Source organism: Mycolicibacterium austroafricanum, from assembly GCF_000612725.1.
Taxonomy (GTDB): Bacteria; Actinomycetota; Actinomycetes; order Mycobacteriales; family Mycobacteriaceae; genus Mycobacterium; species Mycobacterium austroafricanum.
Map to the genome: position 1 here is coordinate 325,870 of NZ_HG964450.1, position 14,457 is coordinate 340,326.

At 68.2% G+C, this 14,457-nt stretch carries 15 protein-coding genes; 12 read left to right on the top strand and 3 right to left on the bottom strand.

What is annotated here, in order from left to right; translation table 11 throughout:
• Nucleotides 1-26 precede the first annotated feature (26 nt).
• Both BN976_RS01605 and BN976_RS01610 read left to right on the top strand, forming a co-directional pair.
• A complete protein-coding gene (locus BN976_RS01605; RefSeq protein WP_011778301.1) occupies nt 27-500 on the top strand; it encodes a PNPOx family protein in 474 nt (157 codons plus the stop codon).
• The gene (locus BN976_RS01610) at nt 500-1,399 is read left to right on the top strand and encodes a LysR substrate-binding domain-containing protein (protein WP_036367409.1); all 900 of its coding nucleotides are present in this window, start codon (nt 500-502) and stop codon (nt 1,397-1,399) included. The genes BN976_RS01605 and BN976_RS01610 overlap by 1 nt, the downstream gene beginning before the upstream one ends.
• Before the next feature lie 69 nt (nt 1,400-1,468).
• On the opposite strand, the gene BN976_RS01615 is transcribed toward BN976_RS01610, so the two are convergent.
• Nucleotides 1,469-3,004: an alkaline phosphatase D family protein gene (locus BN976_RS01615; RefSeq protein WP_011778299.1), complete on the bottom strand. Its 1,536-nt coding sequence runs from the start codon at nt 3,002-3,004 to the stop codon at nt 1,469-1,471.
• A 174-nt stretch (nt 3,005-3,178) separates the two neighbouring features.
• On the opposite strand from BN976_RS01615, the gene BN976_RS34550 reads away from it, so the two are divergent.
• Nucleotides 3,179-3,304, top strand: a complete 126-nt coding sequence (locus BN976_RS34550) for a hypothetical protein (protein WP_263999903.1) — start codon at nt 3,179-3,181, stop codon at nt 3,302-3,304.
• Nucleotide 3,305: 1 nt separating this feature from the next.
• Here the strand turns inward: BN976_RS34550 and BN976_RS01625 are convergent, their stop codons facing one another.
• Complete coding sequence (locus BN976_RS01625) at nt 3,306-4,280, bottom strand: 2-hydroxyacid dehydrogenase (protein ID WP_011778298.1); 975 nt, start codon at nt 4,278-4,280, stop codon at nt 3,306-3,308.
• A 309-nt stretch (nt 4,281-4,589) separates the two neighbouring features.
• Between BN976_RS01625 and BN976_RS01630 the strand changes: the two genes are divergently transcribed.
• The 9 genes from BN976_RS01630 (at nt 4,590) to BN976_RS01670 (ending at nt 14,148) form a co-directional block, all read left to right on the top strand.
• Nucleotides 4,590-6,164, top strand: coding sequence for an ABC transporter substrate-binding protein (locus BN976_RS01630; protein ID WP_036368957.1), 1,575 nt, complete (start codon nt 4,590-4,592; stop codon nt 6,162-6,164).
• Nucleotides 6,165-6,192: 28 nt separating this feature from the next.
• Nucleotides 6,193-7,122, top strand: a complete 930-nt coding sequence (locus tag BN976_RS01635; protein ID WP_036367413.1) for an ABC transporter permease — start codon at nt 6,193-6,195, stop codon at nt 7,120-7,122.
• Between the two features lie 38 nt (nt 7,123-7,160).
• Nucleotides 7,161-8,150, top strand: coding sequence for an ABC transporter permease (locus BN976_RS01640; protein WP_036367415.1), 990 nt, complete (start codon nt 7,161-7,163; stop codon nt 8,148-8,150).
• A gap of 11 nt (nt 8,151-8,161) precedes the next feature.
• On the top strand, nt 8,162-9,229 hold the full coding sequence (locus BN976_RS01645) for an ABC transporter ATP-binding protein (protein ID WP_235621947.1): 1,068 nt from the start codon (nt 8,162-8,164) through the stop codon (nt 9,227-9,229).
• Entirely contained in the window at nt 9,222-10,226 is a 1,005-nt protein-coding gene (locus BN976_RS01650) for an ABC transporter ATP-binding protein (RefSeq protein ID WP_036367416.1), read from the top strand. Before BN976_RS01645 ends, BN976_RS01650 begins: the two co-directional genes overlap by 8 nt.
• Nucleotides 10,227-10,288: 62 nt before the next feature.
• Nucleotides 10,289-11,011, top strand: coding sequence for a sulfite exporter TauE/SafE family protein (locus BN976_RS01655; RefSeq protein ID WP_011778292.1), 723 nt, complete (start codon nt 10,289-10,291; stop codon nt 11,009-11,011).
• A gap of 10 nt (nt 11,012-11,021) precedes the next feature.
• Nucleotides 11,022-11,822, top strand: coding sequence for an IclR family transcriptional regulator (locus tag BN976_RS01660; RefSeq protein ID WP_036367417.1), 801 nt, complete (start codon nt 11,022-11,024; stop codon nt 11,820-11,822).
• Nucleotides 11,823-11,843: 21 nt separating this feature from the next.
• Complete coding sequence (locus tag BN976_RS01665) at nt 11,844-13,181, top strand: enolase C-terminal domain-like protein (RefSeq protein ID WP_036367419.1); 1,338 nt, start codon at nt 11,844-11,846, stop codon at nt 13,179-13,181.
• Nucleotide 13,182: 1 nt separating this feature from the next.
• The gene (locus BN976_RS01670; protein WP_036367420.1) at nt 13,183-14,148 is read left to right on the top strand and encodes a 2-hydroxyacid dehydrogenase; all 966 of its coding nucleotides are present in this window, start codon (nt 13,183-13,185) and stop codon (nt 14,146-14,148) included.
• A 69-nt stretch (nt 14,149-14,217) separates the two neighbouring features.
• Here the strand turns inward: BN976_RS01670 and BN976_RS01675 are convergent.
• On the bottom strand, nt 14,218-14,457 hold a 240-nt coding region (locus BN976_RS01675; protein WP_457920255.1), incomplete at its 5' end, for a DUF7157 domain-containing protein.

A 14,457-nucleotide genomic window follows, 5' to 3' on the forward strand; every position in this document is an offset into this window, starting at 1 on the left:
GATCTCCCGGGTCCTACGGTGGAGGTATGACAGAGCCAGCCATCGACACTCAAACCCCCGAGGCGCTTCTGCGGGTGGTCAACCCCACCCTGCGCCTGGCGCTCAAGACTCCACTGGGCGGATTCCTCGGCGACTTCATGCTCGTCGCGTTCACCGGCCGCAAGTCCGGCAAGGAGTACGCGATCCCGGTCAGCGCGCACCGACTCGACGGTGAGCTCTATGCGGTGGCGGAGGCGCAGTGGAAGTACAACTTCCGCGGCGGCGCCGAAGCACAGGTGTCCCACCGCGGGAAGACACGCACGATGCGCGGGGAGCTCATCACCGACCCGCCGACCGTCGCCGGCATCTGTGAACGGGTGGCGGCCTCCTACGGGCCCAGGAAAGCGCAGCGGCAGATGGGGATGGCGTTCCGCGACAACCGGCTGCCCACGACCACCGAATGGGAGGAGGCGGTGACCCGGCTGAAGATCGCGGCGATCAAGCTAACGTCGAAGGCCTGATGTTCTCACTCGCCCGGTTGTCCTGCTTCGTCGCCGTCGCCGAAGAACTGCACTTCGGCCGCGCCGCCGAACGGTTGCACATGACGCAACCCCCTCTGAGCCGTCAGGTACAGCAGCTCGAGAACGAGCTCGGCGTCCAGCTCATCGACCGCACCACCCGCAACGTGACGCTGACCCCGGCGGGCGCTGCGTTCCTGCCCGACGCGCGGCGCATCCTGCAGCTCGCCGAGGGCGCCGCGCAGACCGTCAAACGCATTCCCGCCGGCGATCTGGGCACCGTGGTCGTCGGGTTCACCGCCGCCTCGGCGCACGCCGTGCTACCCCGGCTACTGGAACGCGTGCGGGAACGGCTGCCCGACGTGAAGCTCGATCTGCGCGAGATGGTCACCGCCGCGCAGATCGAGGGGCTGATGACCGGTGAGCTGGATCTGGGGATGGCCCGCCCGCCGCTGAAACGGCCGGGACTGGTGTCGCGGCCGCTGCTGCACGAGCAGCTGTTGGCCGCCCTGCCCGAGGGGCACCCGCTGGCCGACATGACGCGGGAGCTGACGCTGATCGACCTCGACGGCCAGGACTTCGTCATGTATTCGCCGGTGCAGGCCCGCTATTTCAACGAGCTGCTGATCTCGACGTTCACCATCGCCGGCACCACCCCGCGGTACGTGCAGTACGTGACGCAGGTGCACACGATGCTGGTGCTGGTGCGCTCGGGGATCGGGATCGCGCTGGTGCCTGCGTCGGCGGCCACCCTGCATCCCGAGGGCGTGGTGTTCCGGACCATCGGGGCGTTCCGCGAGCGACCCGTCGAGCTGGACGCGGTGTGGCGCGGCGACTCGACCAACCCGGCGCTGCTGCGTGTCCTCAAAGACGTCTTGCCGCAACAGGAATGGACCACCTAGTCTTCCCCGCCGAAATTGCATTCCAGCAGGCCGCTTCTCGCACTTTCGCTGCTGGAATGCAATTTCGCGCTAGAGGAGTTGCGGGAGGCGGTCGGGGATACGGAACGACGCGCCCACCTGGACCGGTGCGCCCGGGCTCGTCACATACGGCACGGTACGGAAGTCGGCACGCAACTCGTCGGGCGTGATGCGGGTGCGGACGTAGCCGCGGCGATTGCTGAAGTACCGGATGTGGGGGTTGTCCGGCAGAATCTCATCGACATCGGCGCGGGTGTCGGAACCGTCGCCGCCCGACGAGATCGATGTGGTGACCAATTCCGTTGCGACCCTGCGAGACAGCGGGTCACCGGCGCGCTCGTACACCTCGGCCGCCCAATGCGCGTGCACATCACCGGTCAGCAGCACTGCGTTGCGCACCGGGGAGTTCGCGATCCCCGTCGTGATCCGGTCCCGGTTGGCGACGTAGCCGTCCCACGCGTCGGGGTTGAATCCGCGGCCCGGTCCCGGTGTCAGGTCCAGCTGGCTGAAGAACACCTGCTGACCGAGCAGATCCCACCGCGCCCGCGACTGCTGAAACCCGTTGAGCAGCCACTGTTCCTGCGCCTGACCGGTCAGCGTGCGGAAGGGGTCCAGACGCGCCGGGCAGTCGCTGCGGTACTGGTCGTCGCATGCCTGGTCGGACCGGTACTGGCGGGTGTCGAGCATGTGGAAGGTCGCGAGCGCACCCCACTCCACCCGCCGGAAGAGTCGCATCTCGCCGCCGCGGGGCATCGCCGACGAGCGCAGCGGCATGTTCTCGTAGTACGCCTGCAGCGCGGCGGCGCGCCGCGCTGAGTAGTCCGGTTGCGGCTCCTCGGGAACTTCGTCGGCCCAGTTGTTGTCCAGCTCATGGTCGTCCCACACCACCAGCCAGGGGGCGGCGGCGTGCGCAGCCTGGAGATCGGGGTCCGTCTTGTACTGCGCATAGCGCTGACGGTAGTTCGCCAGTGTGACGGTCTCAGGGCCGACGTGCCGACGGACAGCATGTTCGCGCGCGGCGTACTCGTATTGGTAATCACCCAGGTGCAGAACGAGATCCGGCTCCTCTTCGGCCAGCCGCCGGTACGCGGTGAACCAGCCCTGCTCGAAGTTCGAGCAGGACGCGAAGCACATCGTCAGCGACGACGCCGGCGCGTCGGTTGCCGGCGCGGTCCTGGTCCGGCCCGCGGGCGAGAGGTAACCCTCGGCCCGGAACCGGTAGAAGTACTCGCCGCCGGGCCGCAACCCGGCGACTTCGACGTGCACGCTGTGCGCCGACTCGGGCGTCGCGACGGAGCGGCCCCGCTGCTCGATCCGGGTGAAGGTCTCGTCACCGGCGACCTCCCATTCCACATCCACGACGCGCGCCGGCATGCCGCCCAGTCCGTCATCGGCCAGCGGCCGGGGCGCCAACCGGGTCCAGATCACCACCCCGTCGGGGCTCGGCTCCCCCGAGGCCACCCCGAGGGTGAACGGATCGGCCGCGACGACGCCACGTCGAGGTTCGCCGGTGAACCCGAGCAGCGGGACGGCGGCGAGGCCGACCGCACCCTTGAGGGCGGCGCGGCGGCTGAGCTTCGGCGACACAGCGAAGTGTCGGAAAGCGATCTGTCGAGCCGGTGACGCGCGGGCGTCGGGCGTCCCGCCACAGTCATGCCGTCACGAGAACTCGCCGTGAACGCGAGTTGGCCGGGAATGCGAATCCCGGACGCGGCGGTCGTCAACGGGGCTAGCCTCGACATATTCGGAAAGGAGCATGTGATGGGCAAAGACGACCACGAGATCTCCGAAAAGCTGAAGAACCAAGGCTGCCGGTGCCACTGCGGCACCTGTAGTGGCGACGGGCACTGCCACAACGTCGCCGCCGGCTGCAACGTGCGGCGTTGACCTAGTTCGCCGCCGCAGGCAACGGCACCGGCGTCACCAGTTCGCCCGTCGCCAGGAACTCGTCGAGATTGCGTAGCGTCAGCGCTTCCATGGCCGCGCGGGTCTGCACCGTGCCGCTGGCCACGTGCGGCAGCAGCACGACGGTGTCGAGCGCGAACAACTCCTCGGGCACCTGCGGCTCGTCGGCGAAGACGTCCAGACCGGCGCCGGCGAGCCGACGCTCCACCAGCGCCGAGACCAACGCGTCCTGGTCGACGACACTGCCGCGGGCGATGTTGATCAGATAGCCGTGCGGGCCGAGCGCGTCGAGCACCTCGCTGCTCACCAATCCGCGGGTGCCGTCACCACCCGCCGCGGCCACGACGAGCACGTCCACCGAGGCCGCCAGCTCCACCGGGGACGCCGCATACGTGTACGGCGAATCCGGCACCTCGTGCCGGTTGTGGTAACTGATCGTGCATCCGAATGCTTTGAGCCGCAATGCGATTGCGGCGCCGATACGGCCCAGGCCGATGATGCCGACGTTCGTTTTGCTGACCTGGCGGGTCAACGGATACATGCCGTCGACCGGCCAGCGGCCTGCCCGCACATAGCGGTCCGAGGCCGAGAACTGCCGCAACGTGTCGATCATCAGACCCACCGCGGTGTCCGCGACGCAGTCAGTGAGCACGTCGGGTGTGTTGCTCACCCCGATGCCGCGGGCAGCCGCGGCGGCGACGTCGGTGGTGTCGTAGCCCACGCCGAAGTTGATCACCGCCGCCAGATTGGGCAACGCGTCCATCAGCGCGGCGTCCACGCCGGTGCGCCCCGACGTCACGACCGCGATGATCTCCGCGCCGCGTTCGGCGAGGAACGCGGCCCGTTCGGTGGGTTCGGTCGGCAGCCGCCGGGCCGCGTAATCGTCGGCGAGCCTGCGCGACAGGGACGGCATCAGCGGGCCCACCTGCAAGACGGAACGGTTCTCTTCGGTGCCCATGGTGCGTCCCACGGTACGACGAGCTGCAGATACCGGTCCACGTCCAAATTGGAATGGACTTATACCGAAGGCGCATAACTAGACCGGAGCCGAGAGCGCGTGCGCATCAACCCGCATGACGCCACCTTGTCTACGCAGGTCAAGCACCATTTATGAGCAACTCGGGCAGTGGCACGGACGTCGCAAAGTCGCCCCAAACCGCGATTTGGGCCGGGTTGACGCTGTTTTGGAGACGCTCTTACGGTGTGGTTGCCATCACAGAGTTCATCTACATACGTGGACGTCACCATCCCCGGCCCGGGAGGATCCATGAACCCCAGCACCGCGTTGAAGCCTCGACGGTTGGTCGCCGGCCTCGCCCTCGCGACCGTCACCGTCACGGCAGGCGGCTGCACCGTCGCCAATTCCGGGGGCGGCGGCTACGACCCCGACACGCTGCGCATCGTGCTCCAACAGGAGCCCCCGACTCTGGAACCGTGCGAGAGCTCGCTGACGTCGACCGGCATCGTGGTCCGCTCCAACATCACCGAACCGCTGCTCGAACGCGACGCCGACACCGGCGAGCTGCAGCCCCTGCTGTCCACCGGGTGGGAACAGACCTCCCCCAACGAATGGACCTTCACCCTTCGTGACGGCGTGACCTTCTCCGACGGGGCGCCGTTCACCTCCGAGGACGCCGCGTTCTCGATCGATCGCGCGGTCAACTCCGACCTGCAGTGCAACGTCGACGGCTACGTCTTCGGCGACGAGAAGCTGGGCCTGCAGACTCCGAACCCCAGCACGGTGGTCGTCAGCACCACGGAGCCCGATCCGATTCTGCCGCTGCGTATCTCGTTCGTCGAGATGGTGCCGCGCACGACCAGCACCACCGAGAAGGTCCGCGAACCCATCGGGACAGGCCCGTACGCGATCGAACGCTGGGACTACGGCCAGAAGCTCGTCCTGGCCCGCAACGCCACCTACTGGGGTCAGGCACCGTCTTTCGCCAAGGCCGAATACCAATGGCGCAGTGAGGGAAGCGTGCGCGCTGCGATGATCACCAACGACGAGGCCGACATCGCCACCGGCTTGGGCCCTGAAGACGGAGCGGGCGATCTGGGGGTCCCGTTCCAGAACAACGAGACGACCGCGCTGCGCATGCAGGCCACCGAACCGCCGCTCGACGACATCCGAGTGCGGCAGGCGATCAACTACGCGGTCAACCGCACCGGCATCGTCAAAGCGCTGTTCCGTGATCTCGGCCAGCCCGCCGCCCAGTTGATCCCCTCGGGCGTCGTCGGCTACAACGCCGAGCTGCAGTTGTGGCCGCACGACCTCGACAGGGCCCGAGCCCTGATCGAGGAGGCCAGTGCCGACGGCGTCCCGGTCGACCGCGAGATCCGGCTGATCGGACGTACCGCGCAGTTCCCGAAGATCACCGAGACCATCGAGGTGCTGCAGAGCGAGTTCACCGAGATCGGCCTCAACGTCAAGATCGAGATGATGGACACCGCCGCCCAGTTGGAGTACCAGCTGCGGCCGTTCCCGCCCGACACCGGGCCGTACCTGCTGATGATCATGCACGGCAACCAGGCCGGCGACGCCGCATTCACCCTCGACCAGTACATGCTGTCCGACGGTCCGCAGGCGGCCTACGGCACACCGGAATTCGACGCCAGGATTCGCACCGCCGAGGCGCTGACCGGCCAGGCCCGCCAGGACGCGTTCGCCGCCCTGTTCGCCGAGGAACCGCAGGAGATCGTCCAGATGGCCTACATCGCGCACATGAAGGGGATTCTCGGCAAGTCCAAGCGCATCGACTACACCCCCAACCCGGCTACCGGCGATGAAATGTTGCTGGCTGCAATGACTCCCGCGGGTAACGACCGCACCGATCAGTCCTGACTCCGACGTTCAAGAAGGGCCCGCCCTGATGTTCTCCTTCGTCCGGCGCCGGATGTACACCAGCGCACTGCCGTTGATCATCGTTCTGCTCGGCGTGTTCCTGCTCGCCCGGCTCACCGGTGACCCCACCAACCTGTACCTGCCCGAGTCGGCGACCGAGGAGCAGCGCGCAGAGTTCGCGGCCGCCAACGGGTTCAACGATCCGCTGATCACCCAGTTGCTCGACTACTTCAAAGGGGTGATCCACCTCGACTTCGGCGCTTCGCTGCGTACCGGCGAGTCCGCGGCTGAGATGGCGCTGCGCGCCTTTCCCGCCACCCTGCAGCTGGCGTTGACGACCATGCTTTTGGCGATCGTCGGCGCCATCGTGATCGGCTGTTGGGCCGCCTACCGACCCAACTCGCTGGCCGACCGGTTCTCCAGCCTGCTGTCCATGACGGCCGCGTCCATCCCCGACTTCTGGTTCGCCATCACCGGCGTGTGGCTGTTCGCGGTGCTGCTCGGCTGGCTGCCCACCTCCGGCACCGACGCGGGCATGCTGTCCTGGATCCTGCCGATCGCCACCCTGATGATCCGGCCTCTCGGCGTTCTCACCCAAGTGGTCCGCGGTGCAATGGTTTCCGCGCTGTCGGCGCCGTACGTGCGGTTGGCACGCAGCAAGGGTGCCGGTGACTTCAGGATCGTCACCCACCACGCGCTGCGCAACGCCGCAGCCCCCGCACTGACCGTCGCCGGCGACCTCGCGGTCGGCCTCATCAACGGTGCGGTCGTGGTCGAGGCCATCTTCGGATGGCCCGGCATCGGCAAGCTGATGATCGACGCGATCCTGCAACGCGACTTCGCGGTGCTGCAGGCCGCCGTTCTGCTCACCGCGGTCAGCATCTTCCTGCTCAACATCTTCATCGACGCCTGCTACGCGCTGCTCGACGCACGCGTGCGGGAACCGGCAAAGGTCTGAACCCCCGTCGCTTCGCTCGCCCCAGGAGGCCCAACAACATGACTCAGATCGACCTGGTCCCGGTCAAGCCGACCACCGCGATCATCGGCGAGGACGACACCGCAACCTCGCGCAAGCGAGGCGGATCGCTGTGGTTCCGGCTGCTGGTCAACGACCGCGTCGCCGCCGCCGCCGCCTGCGTGCTGGGGTTGGTGTTCCTCACCGCGATCCTCGGCCCGATGCTCGTGGGTGAGCTGGCCACCGAGATCGACCTGGACAACTCGAATCAGCCGCCGTTCACGCTGTCGCACGGCTGGGCCAACGTCCTCGGCACCGACCCGTTGGGACGCAGCATGCTGGCCCGGCTGATCGTCGCGTGCCGGACCACGCTGTCGGTCGCGATCCCCGCGGTCGTCATCTCGGCGGTGGTCGGGTCGGCGATCGGCATGTGGGCCGGCTACTACCGGGGCTGGCGGGAGACATTGGCGATGCGGGTCGCCGACGTCATCATGAGCTTCCCGTCACTGCTGCTCGCTGTCGTGGTGCTCTACGTGTTCTCCCCCAGTGCCGCCAACATCGTGCTGGTCCTCGCGATCACCCGTATCCCCGTCTACCTGCGCACCGCCCGCGCCGAATCGGCCGAGCTGCAGAGCCGGGTGTTCGTCGATGCGGCCCGCACCTTCGGGGCGAGCGCCAACTCCATCATCTGGCGCCACGTACTGCCGATCGTGTTGCCCACCCTGCTCACCGTCGCGACGCTGGATTTCTGCTACGTCATGCTCGCGGAGAGCTCGCTGAGCTTCCTCGGCATCGGGATCCAGCCGCCCGACGTCAGCTGGGGCCTGATGGTCTCCCAGGGCCGCACCTACCTGCACAGCGCCTGGTGGCTGTCGTTCTTCCCCGGCCTGGCCATCGTGATCACCACCGTGTCGGCGACGATTCTGGCCGCCTGGGCCCGCATCGCCACCGACCCCGGGCAGCGGTGGCGCCTGACCGTCCCGCAGAAGCGCCTGAGCAAGTTCACCAAGACCGGAAAGCGCCTCCCTTGAAAGGCTCCAGCATGACCGCATTTGTCGGACACGACGCGCATCCCGCCGACGTGGACACGCACAACGCCGGCCCGGTGCTCGACGTCGACGGCCTGACCGTGGAGGTACGCACCATCGGCGGAACCCTGCGCGCCGTCACCGGCGTCTCGTTCCAGGCCCGTCGCGGTGAAACCCTGGCCCTGCTGGGTGAATCCGGCTGCGGCAAATCGATGACCGCCACCGCACTGGTCGGTCTGCTGGACCCGGTCGCCGACATCGTCGGCGGCACGGCGCTGCTGGCCGGCCGGCAGGACCGAGTGGACCTGCTCAACGTGGACCGCAGGAAGCGACGCGAGATGGCGGGCACCGAGCTGGCGATCGTGTTCCAGGACGCGCTCACCGCGCTCAACCCGCTCTACACCGTGGGAACCCAACTGGCCGAACCATTCCGGATCCACCAGGGTCTGAGCGCCAGGGAGGCCAAGCGCAAGGCTGTCGACCTGATGGCCCGGGTCGGCATCCCGCAACCGGAAAGCCGGCTGAACTCCTACCCGCACCAGTTCTCCGGCGGGATGCGACAGCGCCTGCTGATCGCGATGGCCGTGGCGCTGAATCCGAGCGTGCTGATCGCCGACGAGCCCACCACCGCGCTCGACGTCACCGTGCAGGCCCAGATCATGGCGCTGCTGCGCGATCTGCGCACGGAATACCGCATGGCCGTCGTGCTGATCACCCACGACCTCGCGCTGGTTGCCGAGGAGGCCGACCGGGTCGCGATCATGTACGCCGGACACATTGTCGAAACCGGCACTGTTGCCGAGGTTTTCGCCCACCCCAAGCATCCCTACACCCAAGGCTTGCTGAGTTCGGTGCCCGTCAACGCCCGCCGCGGTGATGCGCTCACGTCGATCGGTGGCTCCCCGCCGGATCTGCACTCGATCCCGCAAGGCTGCGTGTATCAGGCGCGGTGCCCACTCGCGGCCGAAGTGTGCCGCACCACCAGGCCCGCGCTGGCCCCGGTGGGTGGCGATCGCAAGGCCGCGTGCCACTTCCCGGAAGAGGTGTCCCCCCGCATGCGAGGAGAGAGAACAGATGTCTGAGAACCTTCTCGAGGTCCGCGATGTGCGCAAATCGTTCCGCGTCCCGCACGCCGGCAAGAACAAGCTGTGCGCGCTCGACGGCATCACCCTCGACCTCAAGCGCGGTGAGACGCTCGGCCTGGTCGGCGAGTCCGGCTGCGGAAAGTCCACCCTGGCACGCACTTTGATGATGCTGGAACGTCCCGACGAGGGCACGGTCCGGTTCGACGGCGTCGACCCGTTCAGCCTCAAAGGTGCGGACCTGCTGAAGTTCCGCCGCCGTGTGCAGATGGTGTTCCAGGATCCCTACGCCTCGCTGAACTCCCGGATGTCAGCGGCCGAGATCATCGCCGAGCCGTGGCGCAGCCACAAGGGCATCGTCCAGAACCGTCATGACCGCGACATGCGGGTGCGCGGGCTGCTGGATCTGGTGGGGCTGGGCGCCAAGGCTGCCGGCAAGTACCCGCAGGAGTTCTCCGGCGGGCAACGCCAGCGCATCGGCATCGCCCGCGCGCTTGCGCTGAACCCTGACGTGATCGTCTGCGACGAGCCGGTGTCCGCGCTGGACCTGTCGGTACAGGCACAGGTGCTCAACCTGCTCAACGACCTGCAGGAGCAGCTGCAGATCTCCTACATCTTCATCTCCCACGACCTGTCCGTGGTGCGCCACGTCGCCGACCGCGTCGCGGTGATGTACCTGGGCCGGATCATCGAGAACGGACCCACAGAGCGCGTTTTCGAGCGGTCCAGCCACCCCTACACCGCCGCGCTGATGTCGGCGGCCCCCACGCTGGACGGCGCGCAACGCGCACAGCGCATCCTGCTCAAGGGCGAGGTGCCCTCACCGATCGATCCACCGTCGGGATGCCGGTTCCGGACCCGGTGCTGGAAGGCCACCGACGTGTGCGCGACCACCACACCTGCGGCCGCCGTGGACCCGGAATTGGCCGACCACACCGCGCTGTGCCACCACCCACTGCTGCTGGAAGGGAGTGGTCGTGAAACCGTACCGGCATGAGCATCAGCGAGTAGCGGAACGGATCGCGCATGAGGACCAGCGAGTAGCGGAGCGGATCGCGCATGACCATAGCCGGCTATTGCGTTCTGGCAGCAGCCATCCTGTTCGCCTCCGCGTTGCAGGCGTCGATCGGATTCGGGATCGGGATGTTCGCGGCGCCGATCGTCGCGCTGGTCGACCCCTCGCTGATCCCCGCCACGCTGATCATGTTGGCGACGCTGGTCACGCTGATCGTCGTGGTCCGCGAACGGGAGGCGATCGACCTACGCGGCACGGGCTGGGCACTGGTCGGCAGGGTTCCGGGGACGGTCGCGGGCGCACTGCTGCTGGCCGCGCTTCCGCACCGCGCCCTGTCGATCCTGCTGGCCGGGGTGGTGCTGGGCGGGGTGGTACTGACCAGCAGCGGCTGGATCCCGGCACCGCGACGACGCAATGTCGTGGCGGCCGGCGCGGCATCGGGACTGCTCGGCACCGCGACGGCCATCGGTGGTCCGCCGATGGCGCTGGTGTGGCAACGCAGCAGCGGCGCCCAGCTGCGCGGCACGATGAGCGGCTTCTTCCTGACCGGCTCGCTGATGTCCCTGGTGGTACTCAGCCTCACCGGCGCGGTGAACCAGCGCACGTGGTGGGGGTTCGCGGTGCTGGCGCCGGCGGCAATGCTGGGCTATCTGCTGTCCCATGTGCTCAACCGGCACCTGAACCGGCAGCGGCTGCGGTGGCTGGCGATCGCGGTGTCGGCGGCGGGCGCCATCCTGCTGATCGGCCGGGAACTGCTCGCGATCTGAGGAGCGCGGCGTGACCGAGCCCGACATCTCGGTACGTAAGGTCAAATCTGCCGTACGCACCGTCGAGCTGCTGGAGTACCTGGCCGCGCGCCCGGACGATCCGGCGCGGCTGCGCGAGATCAGCGACGCGCTCGACATGCCGCGCAGCAGTGCCCATGCGCTGCTGCGCACCCTGGTCTGCCAGGGCTGGGTGCGCAGCGACCCCACCGGGACCCTCTACGGGATCGGTATCCGCGCGTTACTGGTGGGCACCAGCTACCTCGACAGCGACCCGTACCTGCCGCTGATCACCCCGTTCCTGGAGGATCTGCGCGCCGAGCTGGACGAGACGTTCCACCTCGGCCGCCTCGACGGCACCGACATCGTCTATCTGGCCACCCGCGAATCCACCCAGTACACGCGGACATCCAGCCGCGTCGGTAGACGTCTGCCCGCCTACGCCACGTCACTGGGCAAGGCGCTGCTGGCTGAGCGGTTCGGCACCGAACGGGACGAACACGTCCCGGCCGCGCTGAAAAGCCTGACGCCGCACACGATCACCGATCGCACCGAGCTCGACCACGCGCTCGACGAGGTCCGGATCCGCGGCTACGCCTGTGACGACGAGGAGAACACCACCGGGCTGCGGTGCTTCGCGGTGCCGCTGCGCTACTGCAGGCCCGCCCAGGACGCGATCAGCGCCTCGGTACCCGTGGAACGACTCGACCCGCAGCGCCAGCGCGAGATCATCGACGCGCTGCGCGCCGTCGGAGACAAAGTGTCTCGGGTGGTGCGTCCACTGGCCAACGGCGACAAATGGTTCGCGTCATGACAGAAATCGGAAGGTGAACCCATGAAGACCCCTGTCATCACCGACGTCACCGTTGTACCGATCGCCGGTCACGACAGCATGCTGTTGAACCTGTCCGGCGCGCACGGCCCGTTCTTCACCCGCAACCTCGTCATCGTCGAGGACTCCGAAGGCAACACCGGCGTCGGCGAGGTGCCGGGCGGTGAGCCGATCCGCCGGACGCTGCAGGATGCGCGAGGGATCGTCACCGGCCGCAGCATCGGCGACTACCACGCCGTCCTCAACGAGATGCGCCGCACCTTCGCCGACCGCGACGCCGGCGGTCGCGGCACCCAGACCTTCGACCTGCGGGTGACCGTACATGCAGTCACCGCAATCGAATCCGCGCTGCTGGACCTGCTCGGCCAGCACCTGGAGGTGCCGGTGGCCGCGCTGCTCGGCGACGGGCAGCAGCGGTCGCGGGTGCAGGCGCTGGGTTACCTGTTCTTCGTCGGGGACCGCACCCGGACCGACCTCGCGTACCGCTCCCCGTCCGACGAGGAGCCTGGGGCCGACGACTGGTTCACCGTCCGCCACGAGGAGGCGATGACCCCCGACGCGGTGGTCCGACTCGCCGAGGCCGCCCGCGCCCGCTACGGGTTCGCCGACTTCAAGCTCAAGGGTGGTGTGCTGCCCGCGGCCGACGAGGCCAAAGCGGTCATCGCGCTGGCCGAGCGGTTCCCCGATTCTCGAATCACGCTGGACCCCAACGGAGGCTGGCTGCTGGCCGACGCGATCAGGACATGCCGCGAGCTCAAAGACGTGCTGGCCTACGCCGAGGACCCGGTCGGACCGGAAGGCGGGTTCTCCGGACGCGAGGTGATGGCAGAGTTCAAGCGCGCCACCGGCCTGCCGACCGCGACCAACATGATCGCCACCGACTGGCGAGAGATGGGTCATGCCATCCGATCCGGCGCCGTGGACATCCCGCTGGCCGACCCGCACTTCTGGACGATGACCGGCTCTGTGCGCGTCGCGCAGCTCTGCGATGCCTGGGGACTGACATGGGGTTCGCACTCCAACAACCACTTCGACGTTTCGCTGGCGATGTTCACCCATGTCGCCGCCGCCGCGCCCGGTGACATCACCGCGATCGACACACACTGGATCTGGCAGGACGGCCAGGCGATCACCACGAATCCGTACCCGATCGTCGACGGCTACCTGAGCGTGCCGGACGCCCCCGGCCTCGGCGTCACGCTCGATGAGCCCGCGGTGCAGGCCGCGCACGCGCTGTACCAACGGGAGGGGCTCGGCGGCCGTGACGACACCGTCGCGATGCAGTACCTCATCCCGGGCTGGACGTTCGACGGCAAGCGACCCGCGCTGGACCGGGGATGACGTGAGAGTCCTTGTGGTCGACCCCAACCTGGTGCCGCACCGGGAGCGTCTCGAAGCCGCGATGCCACCCGGGACGGAGGTCCGCTGGCACGTCGCAGGTGTGCCAGAGGACGAACTGCGCAAAGCCGAGGTGTTCGTCGGCAGCCGGTTCACCGCCGAGATGGCCCGTCTTGCCGAGAACCTGCGGCTGCTGCACCCCGCGGCGGCCGGCACCGACAAGATCGATCTGTCGGCGCTGCCGGCGGATGTACTGGTGGCCAACACATTCCACCATGAGCGATCGATCGCCGAGTACGTGGTAGGCGCTGCGGTGATGTTGCGCCGCGACTTTCTCACCCAGGATGCGCGGCTGCGTGACGGGGTCTGGGCCAGCTCGGTGTACGACAGCACCGTTCCGCAGCCGTCCACCCTCGCCGACGCCCACGTCGGCTTCGTCGGGTTCGGCCACATCGGTCGGCACACCTGGAAGCTGTTGCAGGTGTTCGGGTGTACTGCCGCTGCGGTCACCGGATCGGGTCGGGTAGCCGACGACGCCGGGCTGGCCTGGGTGGACGACACCGGCAAGCTGGAGCGGTTGATGCGCGAATGCGACGTGGTCGTGGTGTCCGCACCGCTGAACCGCCACACCGAGGGCATGATCGGCGCAGCCGAGCTGAAGGCGCTCGGGCCCGACGGTGTGTTGATCAACGTGGGCCGGGGTCCGCTGGTACAGGAGCGGGCTCTGTACGACGCGCTGGCCGGCGGCGCCATCAAAGCTGCAGCCGTGGACGTCTGGTATCGCTACCCGGCCGACGGAACCGGTTGCGCGCCAAGTGATCTACCGTTCGCGACGCTGCCCGGCATCCTGATGACCCCGCACACGTCGGGCGTCACCACCGACACCTTCAAGGGCCGCGTCGACGACGTCGCCGCCAACATCGGTCGGCTTCAGCGCGGCGAACCCCTGCGCAACCTCGTCCCACACTGACCGCCGGGATTTGCGCTGCGCTTTCGGCGATGTGACGCGCGTGGGACGCGATTTCGGCGCAGAAGGGGGTCAGTACTCGGGTTCGTGGAAGCGGTTGATGATCGGGATGCGCTCGATGATGCGGTCGCGCAGCCTCGGCTGCTGCGGCGCCGGCGGCACGTAGGCCGGCTGCTGTGCCGGCGGAACGTAGGCCGGCACCTGCGCGGGCGGAACGTACGCGGGCGCCGCGGGAGCGGGCGGAAGATAGTTGGCCGGCGGGGGCGGCGGCACATAGGCCGGCGCGGGCGCGACGACCGGCGGCGGCGCCAG

Bases quoted from the DNA above. Each gene is read 5' to 3' on its own strand.
- BN976_RS01605 (WP_011778301.1), top strand. From the start codon at position 27: ATGACAGAGCCAGCCATCGACACTCAAACCCCCGAGGCGCTTCTGCGG.
- BN976_RS01610 (WP_036367409.1), top strand. From the start codon at position 500: ATGTTCTCACTCGCCCGGTTGTCCTGCTTCGTCGCCGTCGCCGAAGAA.
- BN976_RS34550 (WP_263999903.1), top strand. From the start codon at position 3,179: ATGGGCAAAGACGACCACGAGATCTCCGAAAAGCTGAAGAACCAAGGC.
- BN976_RS01625 (WP_011778298.1), bottom strand. From the start codon at position 4,280: ATGGGCACCGAAGAGAACCGTTCCGTCTTGCAGGTGGGCCCGCTGATG.
- BN976_RS01630 (WP_036368957.1), top strand. From the start codon at position 4,590: ATGAACCCCAGCACCGCGTTGAAGCCTCGACGGTTGGTCGCCGGCCTC.
- BN976_RS01635 (WP_036367413.1), top strand. From the start codon at position 6,193: ATGTTCTCCTTCGTCCGGCGCCGGATGTACACCAGCGCACTGCCGTTG.
- BN976_RS01640 (WP_036367415.1), top strand. From the start codon at position 7,161: ATGACTCAGATCGACCTGGTCCCGGTCAAGCCGACCACCGCGATCATC.
- BN976_RS01645 (WP_235621947.1), top strand. From the start codon at position 8,162: ATGACCGCATTTGTCGGACACGACGCGCATCCCGCCGACGTGGACACG.
- BN976_RS01650 (WP_036367416.1), top strand. From the start codon at position 9,222: ATGTCTGAGAACCTTCTCGAGGTCCGCGATGTGCGCAAATCGTTCCGC.
- BN976_RS01655 (WP_011778292.1), top strand. From the start codon at position 10,289: ATGACCATAGCCGGCTATTGCGTTCTGGCAGCAGCCATCCTGTTCGCC.
- BN976_RS01665 (WP_036367419.1), top strand. From the start codon at position 11,844: ATGAAGACCCCTGTCATCACCGACGTCACCGTTGTACCGATCGCCGGT.